Below are 16,619 nucleotides of genomic sequence, written 5' to 3'. Positions count from 1 at the left end.
ACTCCTACCGATCCGGGTACCGGGACTCCTACTACTCCGCCGGGCACAGGAACTCCGACTACGCCACCTGTTGAACCACCAGTCCCTCTACCAGAGGTACCGGTGCCAGTTCCAGACCCTGAAGAAAATATCATCAAAGACAATATCATCACTAGCGTAGTCATGAAGGACAAAGACGGAAACAACATTGAAGACATCCGCCCCGATCAGGGCTCGCGTGTTCAAGTTGATTTCACCTGGAAAATCCCTGCCGGACATCCTTACTCAGAAGGTGCTACCTTTACCTTCACTCTCCCAGACAAGTTTAAGACCGATCGGACTTTGACCGGAGATCTGGATGGAGGCTACGGCACCTATGAAGTGACAACAGACGGCACCGTCACCTTCACTTTTAGTGATACCATCAATGACGGAGCAGAGATCAATGACGGAACGTTCTATGTGTGGCGGGAATTCGATGAGAAAAAGTTTGAGGGCGGCACGAGACAGGAAATCGATTTTAAATTCGATGGCATCGCCCCGATCTCTGTCCATTTCAAAGGCAAAAACAACAATGAAATCGACAAGAACGGAAAAGCAAACAAAGGCATGAATCCTAGCCATCTCGACTGGACCGTCGAATTCAACTTAGGTGAAAATCCGATTAAAGGCGCTGTCTTTACGGATGAGCTTCCAAGCGGTCTGGATATCGACATGAGCTCGATTAAGGTCTTCCCATTAGAAGTTCAGTTGAATGGCTCTGTTAATCCAAATGCTGAGGTAACTACCTTCACTCCCGAGAAATTGACAGAAGGAAATGGGTTCAAAATTAACTTTGGCGACATCGACGGTGCTTATCGCGTCGCGTACAAGACCAACGTCACCGGTACGACAGATACAACCTACACGAATAAAGCCACTGTCACAGGAACGAACCTTCCAAAGGATTTAACCGATTCCGCGAATGTCTCTGTCCGATTCAGCCAGCCTTTGGACAAAAAAGCGATTCGCTATGATTACAACACACAAACGATCACCTGGGCTATTCAGTACAACTACAATGAAAAACTGATCAAGCAAAGCGATGCTTGGCTCGAGGATCGCTTCGATACCAGTCATCAAGAGCTCGTGAATGGTTCTTTTACCGTTCATAAAATGATCATCGGCGACAACGGAAACGGAACAAAAGACGGGGCTGCCATCAAAGGGTACAACGTAACCCCATCGGATACCGGCTTCCGCTTGGAGTTTGATCATGATGTGTCGGTTGCTTACGAAATCACCTACCAGACCAAAGCTAAAAATCGGGTCCACCAAGACAGCTATCTCGTGAAAAATGAAGTAGAGATCTATGATGGAACCAAAAAAGATGCATCAAGAGAGATCACTCAAGCAATCTTCTGGAAAAACGCCAAAAAGGAAAAAGTCGATTACCTGAATAAAACGATCGAATGGACGCTTAGTCTAAACGAGGACAATCAGGTGATGGATGATGTCGTCATTACCGACAGTTATGCGGGTCAAGGGCTGACTCTTCTTCCTGACAAAGTAAAAATCAACGATTGGACAAAGGATTTGGAAGAAGGTCCTGACAAAGACTACAGCATCTCTCCGAATTCAACGTACGAAGACGGATTCAAGATCACCTTCCACAAACCAGTCACAAAAGCCCTTGTGATTACGTACTTGACGAAGTTCGATCCTACATCTAAGGACCGTCCATCCGTGTACAAAAACAAGGCTGAACTGAACTGGAAGGAAAACGGGAAGGCACAAGACCCTATCACGAAATCCGCTACTGTTAAGCCAGACAACTACACTAGCAACAACGGCAACAAAACGGGTACATACGACGCCCGCACAAAAGAAATCACGTGGACAATCGATGTGAACTATAACCTTCACAAGATTAACAACGCGATCATCCGGGATTTTTATACCGGAGAACAAACTTTTGTAAAGGACTCGTTACGAGTGCATAAGTTGCTGCTTACAGGTGGAGCAGACGGCGTGAAAGTGGTCGAAGGACCAGTTGTTCCTATCAAATTCGACCCATTAACCAACGGTTTTGAGCTGCATCTTGGACAGATCGACTCGGCCTATCGCATCACCTACACAACCAGTTTGGCTGATCTGCCTGTCGGAGAAGTGTACGAAAACAATGCCACTATGCATGATAGTGACATAACAGGCACTCCACTCTATAAAGGCAAGACGACCGTGAGACCGGCATACGGTGGGGAGTACGTCCTCAAAACAGGCGTACAAGGTACAGGAGCAGATTCAGAGTATGCAACATGGACAGTAAAAATCAATCCGAGCCAGTCTTTCATTTCGGCAGGTGCTGTATTGACCGATACGCTGTCCAGCAATCAAATTCTGATGAAAGACTCCTTCAAGCTCTTTACGACAACCGTCTCTGAATCTGGTGCCCTGGCTATCGGAAAAGAAGTGGCATCCGAGGACTATACGCTAGAAGTGGTCGGCAACACCTTTAAACTGACTTTCAAAAACGACCTGCACACTGCCTACATCCTGGAGTACCGCTCCTTTATCAATGCTGATCATGGAGAGATCATCAAAAACGAAGCCTCTTTTGCAGGGAAAAAAGTTGTAGGTAAAGGTACAGACGGACAAGATGGTATTAAAGTCAGCTTGTCCGGTGCTGGTGGCGGAGCCGGCACACCTGGTAAAGGCGACTTGAAAATCGTCAAAACAGACGCAGATACGAAAAAAGCATTGGCAGGAGCCACGTTTGGTCTGTACGACAAGACAGGGAAAACCTTGCTGGAAACAGTCGTGACCGACGAAAATGGCATTGCCACCTTCAAAGGCTACAAATTTAAAGCGTACAAGCTAAAAGAACTATCCGCTCCTGTTGGCTACGTCATCGCAGACGAGTACAGAAACGGAAAAGACATTACATTAAAGGCTCCTGCCGGTGCTGACCCCGCTGTTCCAGTTACAATCGAAATGACCATCGACAACAAGCTGCTCCGTCAAGGATTTGAGTTAACCAAAGTGGATGCAGAGAATCCTGGAAAAATGCTGGAAGGCGCTGTCTTCAATCTACAGGTTGAAAAGGGCGGAGCATTCGAAACGATCGCTGAGCTGACAACCGGCTCTGACGGAAAAGTCTCCAAGGGCGATCTGGCAGAAGGAAACTATCAGCTAGTAGAAACGAAAGCTCCGAAGGGATACAAGCTGGATGCGACTCCGATTTCATTCAAAATCGCCTCCAACCAGACAGAAATTGTGACCCTTACGAAAAAGAACGCCAAAAATATCGGGTCCGTTCAATTGCTGAAAGTGGACCATTACACCAAAGAGCCACTTCCTGGCGTAACCTTTGAGCTTCAAGATGCTGACGGGAAAGTACTGCAAAGTGGACTCACAACGGATAAGGACGGTATCCTTCTCCTCGAAAACCTGAAAGCAGGATTCTACCAGCTCGTCGAAACAAAAGCTCTTGCTGATTATGAGCTCGCTAAACCACTGAAATTCGAAGTGACAGATGAAGGCACGACCTCTCTCACGTTGACCAACAGATTGAACCCAGGATCTGTGAAACTGACCAAAGTAAGAACCGGATACCCAAATCATAAGCTCAAAGGAGCTGAATTTACGCTCCGCGATGAAAATGGTCAGGTAGCCAAAGATATGAACGGTCAGGAGCTTACCAAGCTGACCACGGATGGCAATGGAGAGCTGATTGTCGAAGGCCTGAATCCAGGCAAGTATGAGTTTATCGAGACGAAGGCACCTGCTGGTTATGTAAAAAGCAGCAAGCCAATCGAGTTCGAGATTAAAAGAAACCAAGTAGCTGGCGACCATGTGCTAGTCACTGTCGAAAATGACGTAACCTCCGGTGGAGGCGGCGGTGGTGGTGGCGGTGGAGGCGGAAATCCTGACCCAAAACCGGAACCGGAGCCCGAAAAGCCAGAGCCGAAGCCAGAACCTGAACCAGAACCTAAACCAGAGCCTGAACCGGAAAAGCCAGACAAACCGGATAAACCAGACAAACCGGATAAGCCAGACAAACCGGATAAGCCAGACAAACCGGATAAACCAGACAAACCAGATAAACCTAGCAAACCGGATCAACCTAGCAAACCGGATCAACCTGGCAACCCAGACCAACCTGGCAACCCAGACCAACCTGGTAACCCAGAGCAACCTGGTAACTCGGATCAACCGGGCACTCCTGATGCAAACAACAACACTACAAACCCCAATACTTCCGGGGAGTTGAATCAAACAGGAAATACGAGCAAACCGAACGATTCAGGAGCGGCCAATAACTCCAACGTTTTGGAAACCAGCAACGAATCTCCATCAACAGGTAAAGTATTGCCTCAGACTGGAGAACAAGCTAACCCACTCCCTATCGTTGCAGGTATCGTTTCGATCTTGATCGGTATATCGATCATGTATCGCAGAAACAAGAAAGCGTAGCTCATCTAAAGGACCAAGTCCAGGGATCTCCCCGGCTTGGTCCTCTTTTTTCTCCCTACTCTAGCAATTGTCGGAGAAGCGGTTCACTTCTATAGAGAATCTCCAGATGTGTCGCCTCTACGTAATAACGCTCACCTTCCAGCGCGAATACACTGTTTGCCATGACACTCCCATCCCCAGCGTCACTATTGATCGAGCCAACTACTCTTCCATCGACCCATTTATCGGGAGACAGCGAAGGGACTGTTCGCAGGTAATGAATCGTTTCGTGTCCGATGCCAGCTACCAGCGTGACGCGAATATTGCGGGCTGCGATAATCCCCATCGTTGCGTTCAAGTAGTCCATGTATTGATTTTTCACGACCATCTGCCCATAAGGTACGAAGGCTTCTACCCCCTGGTTTTTCTCCAGCAAATAATCGCCATATGCTGCTGATGGAGTGAGATCAAGGAGACTGGGAAAATGTCTGTGAATAGCTTGTATACGATGAAAAGGGATGCTTTGCTCCAAATAGGCCAGATATACATTCATGTATAGCTCCACGACATTTCTTTTGGCAGACACGGAGCGCGGGAGCTTCCCTCCTGCCCAATAGCTGTAGGCGACAGGCGATCCTGCGTTGGGAGTCGCAAAAATGAGCAGCTGATCTACATCGTTTTGATAAAATTCGCTCTGGACATAGGCTCTAGCAACAAGGCCCCCCATGCTATGGCAAATGAGATTGACATAAGGCGAACCTGTCGTTTGCTTCGCTCGTTCGATGGCAGGCAGCAAAAAGCGCTCGGCTGAAATATCGATCTGCCTTCGCCAATCATAAAAGGCTACAAACAATTGTTCATTGAGGGGGTAACCCATTTTTCCAAGCAAACGGATAAATGGCTCGTAAGCGGTTCGGGCAAACCCGAAGCCCCAGTCACCAGTACCCGGAATAATTTGATCACTCATCGACCCAAACAGCCCCGGAACAAAAACAATCGGTGCCTTTGGCGCAAGAAAAGAACTCATGCTTGCACTCCTTTCCCTCTCTTTCGTCCCATGACCAGAAGGAAAACAACATATGCTTCTGCCTATGCCAGATCAGCTTGGGTGGTTCCCTTGCTTCGATGAGTCTCGTCTTTTTTACCGAAATGGAGCGAATCGTTACAATTATCTTCCCACTTGAGCGTAACAAAGCGATATAATAAAGCGTCTAACGAATTGGCTAATGTATTAAGCAAATCTATACTTGTCGGAGGATTGGCAAAAATGAAGGTACGCAAGTGGTTTATGCTTTTGCTAATGTTCGTACTATGTATTCCAACGATGGGGATATCCGTGCAAGCCGCGCAGACATCCTCTGGCATCAGCATCTATTTGGACGGGCAACAAATCAAAAGTGACGTCGCTCCGTACATTGTTCCAAAAGCAGACGTAACGATGGTTCCCATGCGGGTGATCGGTGAAAATCTGGGTGCCGAAGTAAATTGGGAGCCAAAGTCTCAAACCGCAACGATCAGTAAGCAAGATACCTTGTTGTCGCTGAAGGTTAATCAAAAGAACGCTCTTGTGAACAACAACAGCGTCCCACTCGATGCTTCGGTTCAGAACAAGCAAGGAAGAATTATGGTTCCGTTGCGTTTTGTCTCTGAGCAGTTGGGCCTTACGGTAAAATGGGAAGACAAAACAAGAACCATTCACCTGCAAAGCGGCAACGTCGCTACCATGACTCCGCCACCACAGGATATATTGAGTGAAACTGGCGGAATGGAACCAGGCACACCTGTCGTAACAAATGGCGATTTGCGCGGGGTATGGATTTCTACGGTCTACAACTTGGACTGGCCATCTTCCGGTTCATACGGAAATCCAGCAAAGCAACAACAAGAATACATACAGCTGCTCGATGAGCTGCAAGCCATGGGAATGAACGCTGCTTTCGTGCAGGTTCGTCCATCTGGAGATGCACTGTATCCATCTGCACTCACTCCATGGTCGAGATTTTTGACGGGAACTCCAGGGAAAGATCCTGGCTACGACCCGCTTGCCTTTATGGTAGAAGAAACGCATAGACGCGGGATGCAATTCCATGCTTGGTTCAACCCGTTCCGTGCCACTACAGATGCAAAAACAGACCAATTGCCAGCGAATCACGTGATCAAGCAGCATCCTGACTGGATTGTGAATGCCAATAAAAAGCTGTACATCAATCCGGGTATTCCGGCGGCACGTCAGCAAATTATCAATGAAGTAATGGAAGTCGTGCAGCGCTACGACATCGATGGTGTCCATCTGGATGACTATTTCTATCCTTCTAATGTCGCCTTTGCAGACGATGCAGCATTCAAGGCTTACAACAAAAAAAAAATCGTGTCCAAAGCAGACTGGCGCCGCGATAATATCAATCAGTTTGTTCAACAATTGAATCAATCCATCAAGAGCGTCAAGCCTCACGTTCAGTTCGGGATCAGTCCATTCGGTGTATGGCGCAACAGCAACGTCGATCCGACCGGCTCCGATACAAAAGCTGGCGTTACTGCTTATGACCACATGTTTGCCGATGTGCGCACATGGATTCAGCAAGGGTGGATTGATTATGTGACTCCGCAAATTTATTGGAGCTTTTCCTTCGCCCCTGCACAATACGACAAGCTCGTTACTTGGTGGGCAAACGAAGTACAGGGGACGAACGTCAAGCTTTATATCGGTCATTCCCCTTACAAGTTGGGAACGGCTGAGGCAGGCTGGCAAAGTGCTCAGGAGATTATCAACCAGTTGAATTACAACGCGATGGTTCCCCAGGTTCAGGGCAGCATTTTCTTTAGTGCCAAGGACTTGCGAAAAAATCCATTAGGTCTGCTCCCAGCTCTTAGCAGCTATTACAACCGCTAGATAAATAATTCCCCCGAAAAACTCGTAGCAAAGCATACTTGCTACATGTGTTTCGGGGGGTTTTTCTTCTACGTTAACTTCTCTACAATGAACTTGAGTTGCGCTTCCAAGGAGATCGGGTCATTAAAATAAGAGCCTTTCTGATCAATCTGAAAAACCTTGTTATTTTTTACTGCCGACAAGCCTTTCCAAACGCTTGTACTGTATACACCCTCCGGATTGGCATCATCTCCGGACCATGCACTGGTAAAAATGTAGTCTCCCGCAAAGTCCGGCAGTGTTTCAAGCGAGACCTCTGCCCAGCCAGTATTGCTATCAATGGCTTCTTTTTGTACGGCATTCGGAGCCTTCAACCGGAATTCGCCGTAAATGATGTCTCCACCCCTTCCGAAGTTGTGCCCAAACGCATAGATCCCCTTGGCGTATGGCTGCAGAATCGAAACGGTTTTATCTCCTACCGCTGCTTGCACCTTAGGTTTTGCCTCAGCTATTTTCTTGTCCCACTCGGCAATCCACTCATTCGCCTTGTCTTCTCTTCCTGTCATTTTGCCAAACTCCCGCAGTTCTTCACGGATTGGCTTCTTACCGTATTGAATCACTACCGTTGGAGCTATTTTGGTGAACTGCTCGATATTCTTATCCCCTTCAAACACAATAAGTAAATCAGGATTCATCGCCAGTACTTTTTCTACCGATGTTCCGTCGCCCACGCTTTCGATACCGTCCAGCTTCCCTTTAAAATACGGGTTTTCCAGAGCATGGTCCGTGATACCGATAGGCTTGATCCCCAGCGTCAGAAAATGTCCAACATAGCTGTCTGCAAGTATCACAGCCCGTTTTGTGTCCTTAGGTATTCTCACTGTGCCATTAAACGCCTCGTAGGTGATATATTCATTGTTACTCTCGTTACCTGGCTTTTCCTGCGCAGGTTGAGCAGCTGGATTGGCTGGTGTCTGTCCGCAGGCTGATAACATGCTGATCATGACTATAATAAGGGCTATCATTATGATCTTATCTAAGCCTGATTTGCTCATTCTCAAGAGAACCTCTCCTTCAACAGAAAGTGAAATTGATAATCATTCTCGTAAATTTTAGCATAAAGCGCTTGCTCTGCCCATCTTTTTCGTTCTCCGAGATACCCTTTACAATCCATTACAAAAAAATGCCGCGAAGCATGTTCGCGACATTATGGGGTGTTGGGACTGTGAATGGTGATTTGTGCCGCAGTTACCTTACCTGCTTACTTAGTTACTTTGTGAAGACCGAACAGCATGAGGACATCATTATCGCTCGTCTCATACTCTTTCACTTCACCTTTAAAGGAAGTTTCTTTGACAATAATTTTGCTGCCTGTTGTATTTGGTTTCATTTCAATGATATGTGAAGATAGATTAAGATCATCTGCCTTGATACCTAACTTCTCGGAGAGATCTTTAACCGTAGCCTTGGAATCACCTAATTGACTGTCTTTAATAGTTACTCCCTGACCATCCTCAGAAAAAACGAATGAAATTCTTAGGTCCAGATTACTTTTTTCCGCTACACTTGCTTTTGCATCTGCTGTTGTGGTTGCATACGGTATAACAGTACCAATCACCCCAGTAAGTAACAAAGCTGATGCAGCTGTCATCCATTTCTTTTTCATTGGTCTCGCTCCTTTTCATTTCCTTTTTATGTGCAAGTAATTCTCTTACTTGCTAAATCTAGGGTAAGAGGAAATGTTAAACAAAATCGTGGGGTAAAACTAAAATTTTCCTTAAATCATCGCGCATTCTCGTTTCTCAGAGATACCATTTACAGTCCGTCACAAAAAAATGCCGCGAAGCATGTTCGCGACATTGGTAGCTTTATTTTTTCGGCATCATGGCATTTACAAACTCGCTGATGTTTCCTTTGGTCAATACATCCCCAGTCGTGACTACTTCATACTGCATGTTCTTTCCATCGTATTCCATCACCCAGACGATGTTCTTTTCAATCCCGTCTTTACTAGCTTCTTCGGTATACAGCACTTCGATTTGCCCTACTTTAACTACCTCTTTTTGCTGTTCGTCCTGATTGATTACATAAGTTGTACTGTCTTCTACATCTTCATAATTGGAGATGTTCAAATTTATATAGCTTTTCCCAGACTTATATGTCGCATATAGCGTATCCAGCTTATTTGTCCATTCCAATGGCTGAATAACATATTCTTTCTTCTCTTGCTCTGCCTTTTTGTACAAAGCTTCCTTGTCATACTCTCTCTTGATGTCAAATGTGAGATTGGCATCTTCAAAGGAATAACCCCCTGGCAATGTCTCAGGTACAAATATCTGATCTCCCACTTTCTTGCGTAGATCGGCCAAATTGGCAAATTCAAATGCTTTATAGAGCGTTGCAACCGCTTTGTTTGGATTGTGGACGGTGATATAAACGGCTGCGGCAGTTCCAGGCTCCATACTTCCAGTAATTTCCGAACGTTTATCTTGATATTTCTTTGTTTCAGGATCTAACTCCTTGACAACTTTTGGTTTTTCCGGGATTTGGGAGATGTCTTTCTGCTGATAAATAACTTCGCCTTTTTCATCCTTCAACTGATAGTATTGAACAGCAGCATACCCCGACGAAATACTTGCGATTAATCCGATTGCAACCAAAATACTCACCTTGTACTTCACAAAAAATCTCTCCTTCTCTCGTTTGATTTTTGTCATCACTTGATGACTAATTTCAATCTCCTGCGGGATGCGCGGGTCGTTGAACAGCTCCTTAATACTCTCGTGCGATTTGTTTCGATTCATCGTGAGTTGACCCTCCCTTCCCTAAAGGAGAATAAGCGGATCGGAACTTCGATGCCGTACGCTCGAATTTCTTGCGCAGACTCGCAGCGTTTTTGTTCATGATCAAGGAAATTTCCTCGTACGTCTTTTCTTCCACGCCTCGCAGCAAGAGAAGCGTTCTTTCCTCTACCGAAAGTGTCTGCATGGCAAGAAATACATCCTCACTAAAATAAACATTTTCAATATACCGCTCGATGTCTGATTGAGACTCTTTGTCCTGCATCAAAAACGGCAACAATTTCGTCCATTTCCTTTTTCTGATGAGATCGATGCAATGGTGATAGGCTATTTTATAAAGCCAAGCTGCGAACGGTATGGTTGGACTGTATTTTTTCAAGCTGCGATAAGCCTTGAAGAAGACCTCCTGTGTGGCATCTTCCGCTTCGCATCGATTCCCCAAGATGTGATAGCAGTAGTGAAATATCGGGGTTTGGTAGCTTTTCATGATGATAGCGTAGCGGTCATCCGCTCCCTGAATGATCTCATCCACGAGTTCTCCTATCTGTTTCGTGTCCACTCTCTCCCTCCTTCCAACTGGTATAACGCACCATAACCCCCTGCATGTGACATCGCGTGCAAAAAAAATACCGCGAAGCATGTTCGCGACATTTGAAAGCCTTATTTATTGCCGAGCTCCGGCTTGTCCTGGTAAAAGAAATTCGGCGTATGGATTGAGTTGTCGTACAGACTGTGGAAAATGTGTGTAGCTGTTCCGGAAATCGGTGGAACCAGCCATGTCCAGTCACCAGTGACGGGTCGACCACATTTCTCTTCTCTTTCCTCAAATCGCTTGAATTGCTGGCTCGCTGTATGGTGATCGACAATCGATACTCCTTTTTCCTTGAAGGAATGCAGGACGGCTACGTTCAGCTCGATAAGTGCCTTGTCTCTCCACAGTGTCGCTTCCCTGCTCGTATCGAGCCCCATAACCTCTGCGACCTTTGGCAGCATGTTATATCGCTCTTGATCGGCAAAATTGCGCGCACCGATCTCCGTTCCCATGTACCAGCCGTTAAAAGGCGCGGCCAAATAGTCGATACCGCCAACCTCCATGCGCATATTCGAAACAATGGGTACCCCATACCATTGCAATTTCATATCAGCAAATCCCGGCAAATCGGGATGCACGATCGGCACCTCCAAGACCAGCTCCTGAGGAATCTCAAAAAACTGCGGAGTCCGATCTCCAATTTGCACGACAAGCGGCAAAACGTCGTAGTTTGTGCCTTTCCCTCTCCATCCCAAGCTCTCACATAGCTTCGTCAACGAAAGCGAAATCGGGTCACCTAGTATGCCGTACTCTGTCTCGTATCCCGCGTAGCGAATCAGTTGGTCATTCCAGATGCGCATGGGAGCTCTGCCTGCTACAGCAGGTGCAAATACCGTGATGGTCGGGCGAATTTTCCCGTCATTGGTGGCAAAGTCGATGTGTCGGAGCAAGGCCTGCGCCATCTCTTCTTCTGTTTCGACGTGCCGCTCATCGATCACTATTAACGATTCCCAAAAGAATCGCCCAATACATCGATTGCTATTGCGCCACGCCATTTTTGCTCCGTGACGAAGCTCCTCAGCCGTGTGCTCATAGTATCCCTGCTGATGAATCATCTGTCGCACTTCTTGCAGCCGTTGCTCGGTTTCGTCAGGTGTCTTGTCCAGTTCACGATAGCATGTCCGGATAAAATGCTCTGCCGCTTCCATCAGTTGAATTGGTTCCATATTACCCTCTTTTCACGCTGAAGGGTGTCACTTCGCTGTTATTTTCTTCATCGTAGAATTTTGTTACCTACATTATAAAATTACTCTTGTGTGATTACCAATCATGTAGGCATTTGGACACATATCTGTAAGAAACATTTGCCGACGTGGTACTACGCACGATGAATAAGTGGCTTTGGTAAAGGAACAGGTGTTAATGGATGGAATATTTCCAAATACCTATGTGTACATAAGCGAATACACATCTTTATATCTATTGTTAGTGACCGCTCTATACCCGACATTTCATTGTATGGGCATTATTACCTTTTTATATATAGATTGGATATCCAACGAATCGAACAACATGAGCACTTTTCATCTGGATCGAAAATTTTACAGAGAGGAGGAGACTCTATGCCCAATATTGAAGGTATCACCGTCCAGAAGTCGAATGCGGAACGAAAGAGCTATGTGGTTGTTGGTGCCATTTTATCGTGCAGCAGTGGAAGTCAACTCAGTCGTTTAAAAATGCCATTCAGCCACGGTGTTTTTGTAAAAGGGAAGCCGCAAATGAATATCATGGACTTCGTTCCCAACATCAATATTATGCCCTTTGGAAAGTGCAGCAGCTTGAAAAATCCCGCGGTCGCCTCTGCCACAGCAGCCAATAACGGTGTACTAACTCCGATGCCGTGTACACCAGTGATGACCATGCCTTGGATGGATGGTAAACCAGATAAAATGGTAGGCGGACATCCAGCTTTGCTGAACAAATCAACAAATATGTGTTTCCACTGTGGGCTGATCAAGATTGAGGATGACGGTCAGGATTTAGGTGGTGTTACTGTAGGAAAACAGTCGCAAGCAAATAACGAATCCGTGAATGCCAATTTTGAACAAGGACCAGCTTGTGAGAAGCCACAGGAAAAACCAAGCATGTGGGATCATTTCGTCAAAGGTATCTCGAAACTGGGAGACGTTCCTGCTGCGATGCAAAAAGCGGCAAGTGAGTTGCCGGGGGCTTTGGAAAAAGCAGCAAATGATTTGCCAAGAGGTTTGCAGAAAGCGGCAGAGGATTTACCTAAGGGTATTGGAGTGTTTGTAAGGGAAGGTTATATCGAGCCAATGCAAGAAGATTTGAATACGTTGCGTGATGATAAATTCAATCTCGCGGATGGAATTGCACTTGGTGGCCTTGCTTTGAATGTACTTACGCTAGGGAGAAGTAAAAACATTAAGAATGTAGTGGATGTGGCAAGGAAGAAAAAGCAGGGGAAGGGTAAGAGTTTTATTGATACTAAAGGATATAGGAATGATACACCTCTTACCCAGGAACAAACAGATGAATTGGTTAATTATGCAAAAAAGTTGGGTTTCCCAGAAGAGAACATTCACATTGCCGATAGTGTAAACACCACGCCTACAAGCATAATGTATGATACTATTCTGATAATTAATAATGATGTTTTACCATCTAAATTACCAACCAAAAATCCAAATTCATTGATTAGTGGTAAGGGTACTATAGCACATGAAGTAGTTGGACATTATGAGACCGTTAAAAAGGGAACTGCTTTTAATCAATATGATTTAATAAATAATGAGATGGTATTAAATCCAAGAAATTATGCTCTAGATGAAGCACAAGCTAGTATAAGGGCGGCACGATTTGCTCCAGAGTTAAGCCAAGCAGAGAAAAGGATGCTTATAAAAGATGGTATTCAAAGACTAAGAAACGCAAATTTGAAGATTAAAGATGTCAGGCATTTACTAGATATTGTTGAAAGATAAGGAGAAATACAAATGATGTATGAACATATCATGCGGGTGGGAATGACCATTAATGATAAAAAGCGAGGGGGTATTATTTTAGGAGGAGTTGATCCAACGTTCTCCTCAAACAATAAAAAAGTACCAAATATTTCCGAAAAATATATTATGGTTAAAACCACAACAGAAGAATTGAAATTTAAAGTTAAGAAAATGGATCTTTCAACTTCCATCACAGGAAATCTTAGTATTGGAATTAACATTTATGATTCGGATGATTTTATTAAGATAAAATCAGGTGATGAAGTGTTGCTAGTATTGGATTGAGTAATACATTCGTGGCTGAAGCCTATGTCTTCTATTAAGGTTAAAACACCTTTCTTTATCAAAGTTGCAAGCATGGTTGTTATTGAAGGAACGCCGAATGGCATTCTCGATTTGCTCCGTTTAGGTCATACCTTACGGGGTTTTGTCTTTTGAGCCGACCAATACCCGCTAAAAAATTTCGCCATTTTGTTACGTCTGCACATCGGTTCTTGCTGGGCATATAAAATGCGAGAAGTCGCCGATTTGTCCATTCTGCAATTAGTTACGAAAATCGCTGAAAAGTTCCTTGAATCTCCCCGTCAAGATACTGAAACGGTGTTGAAACAGCTATATGATCTAAATGTTATCATCACAGACAAAGGAAAATGACACGTACAGAGGCAAAAAAAGCCACCCTTAAGCAACCTCCGTTATAACGCGAAAACTATGGTTGGAGTTGATAATATACAAAAAAGACAGGTGCTTTCACACCCGCCCATTCTCCTAAACAGTCATATGATTCCACATCTCCGACTTACTCAACGAAACAGCATCTGCTCCGCCCTTCAACGCTTCGTTGACCTGTTCCATATTCCAAATCAACCCGCCCAAAATAATCGGCTGCGACAAATGCTCCTTGATATACGAAATAATAGACGGCGCTATCCCCGGCATGATTTCAATCGCATCCGGCTGGTTTTCCAAGACGTTTTTGATGGTCGTCGAAAGAGAGGTCGAATCGATTAAAAAGACTCGCTGGATCGTCAGCATCCCTTCCTTTTTGGCTGCGCGAATCATCGGTCCTTTGGTAGTGACAATGCCCGTTGGTTGGATATAGGTGGACAAGAATCGAAAAGCCTCTTTGTCATTGGACAAGCCATTCATGAGGTCTGTGTGCAAAAAAATCGGCTTGCTCGACTGACGGATGGTCTCAGCTTCCTCCATCAGCTTGGTCAGCTTTCCGTACATCAAAAGGATCGCGCAAGCTCGGGACGCCATCGCCTCTCCCAGACGATCCTGTTCGGTTGCCGCAATCACCGGATTCGTTTTCAAAATCGTTTGCATGTCCATGTTATTTGCCTCCTGCCCTCAGCAGCCGTTCCACACTTACCTCAGCGCAGCCAAGCTGCTTTGTCTCTACAACCCAATGACCCGCAAATCCATTGTCTTTTAAAAGTGACAGGATAGGCTCGAACGGAATCGTTCCGTCACCCACTGCCAAATGATCGTCCAGCTTGCCAAAGTTATCACTCAGGTGAAGAGCGGACAAATAAGGAAGCACCTTCTGCAATGCATCGATCGCATATCCCGGACGAATCAAATGGGCATGGCCCACGTCGTATACGATCCCCACACGAGAGGAATTTACATGACGGCATATACGCACGAGATCCTCAACGTTCCACCCCAGCACTTTTGGATAAGGGGGAACATTCTCGACCGTCAGTATGGTTCTACTCTCTGCGGACAGCTCGTTGGTCAACACGTGTAGTGCCTGACTCACATTTTCCACACCTCTGGCACGCTCTGTCTCCGCGAGTCGGTCTTCTACCTCCCCCGCATGCATCACGACGTGCGTGCAGTCGAGAAAGCTGGCAATCTCCAGGCAACGCTTCATCGTGTCCATTGTTTGATCCCGGGTTGGTCCTGCGTCCGCCGCCAGATTGCAGCCGCTGATCGGCGCATGAATCGACCAGGCAATCCCTCTCTCGTCTCCCAGCTGCTTCAACTCTTTCAGCTGCTCCCAGGACCAGTCCAAGAGGTCGGCATGATTCTCTTCACACATAATCTCGATGCCCGTCCAATCATCGTGCAAAAGCTGAACAATCGCCTCACGCAAGGACAGATCAAATAACGCATAGGTGGATACGGCAAACGAGCTTTTGTCTCTTATCATTCATGACCCTCCCTCTTATTTCACGCCGGAGTGGATGAAGCTGTTGATAAATTGCCGCTGAAACAACAAAAATGCCAGCAACAACGGGAAAATCACCATGACCGTCGCTGCACTTACCTCGGCCCACTGCGCCCCCGTCTCAAACGATTGGGCAAAAATCGCCAGACCGACCGTTAACGGACGATTTTCCACGGAATTCGTAATAATCAGCGGCCACATGAAGTTGTTCCAATGGTAGCTGACCGAGACCAAGCCAAAAGCAATGTAGGTTGGCTTCGCTAACGGAACGTACACCCGCCACAAAATCTGGAACCAGGAGCAGCCTTCCATCCGTGCCGCCTCCTCCAACTCGTGCGGGATTGTCTTGAAGGTTTGTCGCAACAGAAAGACCCCGAAGGCCGAAGCGAAATATGGCAGCATAATGCCGATTTTGGTATCCAGCAAAGACAAGTCACGCAAGACGTTATAGTTGGGGAAAATCAAGATATCCGCCGGAACCATGAGCTGGACCAGGAACAGGACAAACAGCACATCCTTTCCCCAAAATTGCAGCTTCGCAAAGGCATAGGCTGCCAGTGTAGCCGTAATCATTTGCGCCACCAAAATACCGGTTACGATCAAAAAGGTATTGATGTAGTACTGGTCAAAGGGCGCTGCGTCCCACACCTTCGCAAAGTTATCGAGTGTAAAATCTGCACTAAGCGACCACGAAGTCGCCAGCTCCCTCGGGCGAAAGGAAGTCCAGACCGCCCAAAGCAAAGGAAACAACCAGAGAACGGCCAAGCCGTACATTCCAACCGTTGTGATTTTGCGGAGCATCTGC

Annotated in this window: 12 protein-coding genes and 1 pseudogene; 4 read left to right on the top strand and 9 right to left on the bottom strand. The window is 46.1% G+C overall.

What is annotated here, in order from left to right:
• The coding region (locus C7R91_RS22520; protein ID WP_106786226.1) for an LPXTG cell wall anchor domain-containing protein at window positions 1-4,434 on the top strand (4,434 nt) is incomplete at its 5' end.
• A 55-nt stretch (window positions 4,435-4,489) separates the two neighbouring features.
• Here C7R91_RS22520 and C7R91_RS22515 read toward each other — a convergent pair.
• Complete coding sequence (locus C7R91_RS22515) at window positions 4,490-5,440, bottom strand: lipase/acyltransferase domain-containing protein (RefSeq protein WP_047070111.1); 951 nt, start codon at window positions 5,438-5,440, stop codon at window positions 4,490-4,492.
• A 240-nt stretch (window positions 5,441-5,680) separates the two neighbouring features.
• On the opposite strand from C7R91_RS22515, the gene C7R91_RS22510 reads away from it, so the two are divergent.
• Window positions 5,681-7,303 carry a family 10 glycosylhydrolase gene (locus tag C7R91_RS22510; protein WP_047070112.1) on the top strand — a complete coding sequence of 541 codons (1,623 nt, stop codon included), beginning with the start codon at window positions 5,681-5,683 and terminating at the stop codon, window positions 7,301-7,303.
• A 68-nt stretch (window positions 7,304-7,371) separates the two neighbouring features.
• Here the strand turns inward: C7R91_RS22510 and C7R91_RS22505 are convergent, their stop codons facing one another.
• The 5 genes from C7R91_RS22505 to C7R91_RS22485 all read right to left on the bottom strand — a co-directional run bounded on the left by C7R91_RS22505 (window position 7,372) and on the right by C7R91_RS22485 (window position 11,841).
• A complete protein-coding gene (locus C7R91_RS22505; protein WP_047070114.1) occupies window positions 7,372-8,337 on the bottom strand; it encodes an iron-hydroxamate ABC transporter substrate-binding protein in 966 nt (321 codons plus the stop codon).
• A 206-nt stretch (window positions 8,338-8,543) separates the two neighbouring features.
• Window positions 8,544-8,948, bottom strand: coding sequence for a hypothetical protein (locus C7R91_RS22500; protein WP_047070115.1), 405 nt, complete (start codon window positions 8,946-8,948; stop codon window positions 8,544-8,546).
• A gap of 202 nt (window positions 8,949-9,150) precedes the next feature.
• Complete coding sequence (locus C7R91_RS22495) at window positions 9,151-10,086, bottom strand: hypothetical protein (protein ID WP_047070116.1); 936 nt, start codon at window positions 10,084-10,086, stop codon at window positions 9,151-9,153.
• Window positions 10,055-10,642: an RNA polymerase sigma factor gene (locus C7R91_RS22490; protein WP_047070117.1), complete on the bottom strand. Its 588-nt coding sequence runs from the start codon at window positions 10,640-10,642 to the stop codon at window positions 10,055-10,057. The genes C7R91_RS22495 and C7R91_RS22490 overlap by 32 nt, the downstream gene beginning before the upstream one ends.
• A 101-nt stretch (window positions 10,643-10,743) precedes the next feature.
• Window positions 10,744-11,841 (bottom strand): nitric oxide synthase oxygenase, encoded by a 1,098-nt coding sequence (locus C7R91_RS22485; RefSeq protein ID WP_047070118.1) that lies wholly within the window; start codon window positions 11,839-11,841, stop codon window positions 10,744-10,746.
• Between the two features lie 396 nt (window positions 11,842-12,237).
• On the opposite strand from C7R91_RS22485, the pseudogene C7R91_RS22480 reads away from it, so the two are divergent.
• Window positions 12,238-12,657, top strand: a pseudogene (locus C7R91_RS22480) (DUF4280 domain-containing protein); the annotation flags it as partial.
• Window positions 12,658-13,626: 969 nt separating this feature from the next.
• Window positions 13,627-13,920: a hypothetical protein gene (locus tag C7R91_RS22475; RefSeq protein ID WP_047070120.1), complete on the top strand. Its 294-nt coding sequence runs from the start codon at window positions 13,627-13,629 to the stop codon at window positions 13,918-13,920.
• Window positions 13,921-14,403: 483 nt separating this feature from the next.
• Here C7R91_RS22475 and C7R91_RS22470 read toward each other — a convergent pair whose 3' ends face one another.
• Genes C7R91_RS22470 through C7R91_RS22460 form a run of 3 tightly spaced genes read right to left on the bottom strand, consistent with a single transcriptional unit; the run spans window position 14,404 to window position 16,615 of the window.
• A complete protein-coding gene (locus C7R91_RS22470; protein WP_047070122.1) occupies window positions 14,404-14,970 on the bottom strand; it encodes a glycerol-3-phosphate responsive antiterminator in 567 nt (188 codons plus the stop codon).
• A gap of 1 nt (window position 14,971) precedes the next feature.
• Complete coding sequence (locus C7R91_RS22465) at window positions 14,972-15,796, bottom strand: sugar phosphate isomerase/epimerase family protein (protein WP_174769357.1); 825 nt, start codon at window positions 15,794-15,796, stop codon at window positions 14,972-14,974.
• Window positions 15,797-15,811: 15 nt separating this feature from the next.
• Window positions 15,812-16,615: a carbohydrate ABC transporter permease gene (locus C7R91_RS22460; protein ID WP_047070123.1), complete on the bottom strand. Its 804-nt coding sequence runs from the start codon at window positions 16,613-16,615 to the stop codon at window positions 15,812-15,814.
• Window positions 16,616-16,619: the final 4 nt, after the last annotated feature.

Origin of the sequence: Brevibacillus formosus (genome assembly GCF_003013405.1) — a bacterium.
Classification (GTDB): Bacteria; Bacillota; Bacilli; order Brevibacillales; family Brevibacillaceae; genus Brevibacillus; species Brevibacillus formosus.
This window is presented reverse-complemented; position numbering and strand designations above follow the sequence as displayed.

Bases quoted from the DNA above. Each gene is read 5' to 3' on its own strand.
- C7R91_RS22515 (WP_047070111.1), bottom strand. From the start codon at position 5,440: ATGAGTTCTTTTCTTGCGCCAAAGGCACCGATTGTTTTTGTTCCGGGG.
- C7R91_RS22495 (WP_047070116.1), bottom strand. From the start codon at position 10,086: ATGAATCGAAACAAATCGCACGAGAGTATTAAGGAGCTGTTCAACGAC.
- C7R91_RS22500 (WP_047070115.1), bottom strand. From the start codon at position 8,948: ATGAAAAAGAAATGGATGACAGCTGCATCAGCTTTGTTACTTACTGGG.
- C7R91_RS22460 (WP_047070123.1), bottom strand. From the start codon at position 16,615: ATGCTCCGCAAAATCACAACGGTTGGAATGTACGGCTTGGCCGTTCTC.
- C7R91_RS22470 (WP_047070122.1), bottom strand. From the start codon at position 14,970: ATGGACATGCAAACGATTTTGAAAACGAATCCGGTGATTGCGGCAACC.
- C7R91_RS22510 (WP_047070112.1), top strand. From the start codon at position 5,681: ATGAAGGTACGCAAGTGGTTTATGCTTTTGCTAATGTTCGTACTATGT.
- C7R91_RS22485 (WP_047070118.1), bottom strand. From the start codon at position 11,841: ATGGAACCAATTCAACTGATGGAAGCGGCAGAGCATTTTATCCGGACA.
- C7R91_RS22465 (WP_174769357.1), bottom strand. From the start codon at position 15,796: ATGATAAGAGACAAAAGCTCGTTTGCCGTATCCACCTATGCGTTATTT.
- C7R91_RS22505 (WP_047070114.1), bottom strand. From the start codon at position 8,337: ATGAGCAAATCAGGCTTAGATAAGATCATAATGATAGCCCTTATTATA.
- C7R91_RS22475 (WP_047070120.1), top strand. From the start codon at position 13,627: ATGATGTATGAACATATCATGCGGGTGGGAATGACCATTAATGATAAA.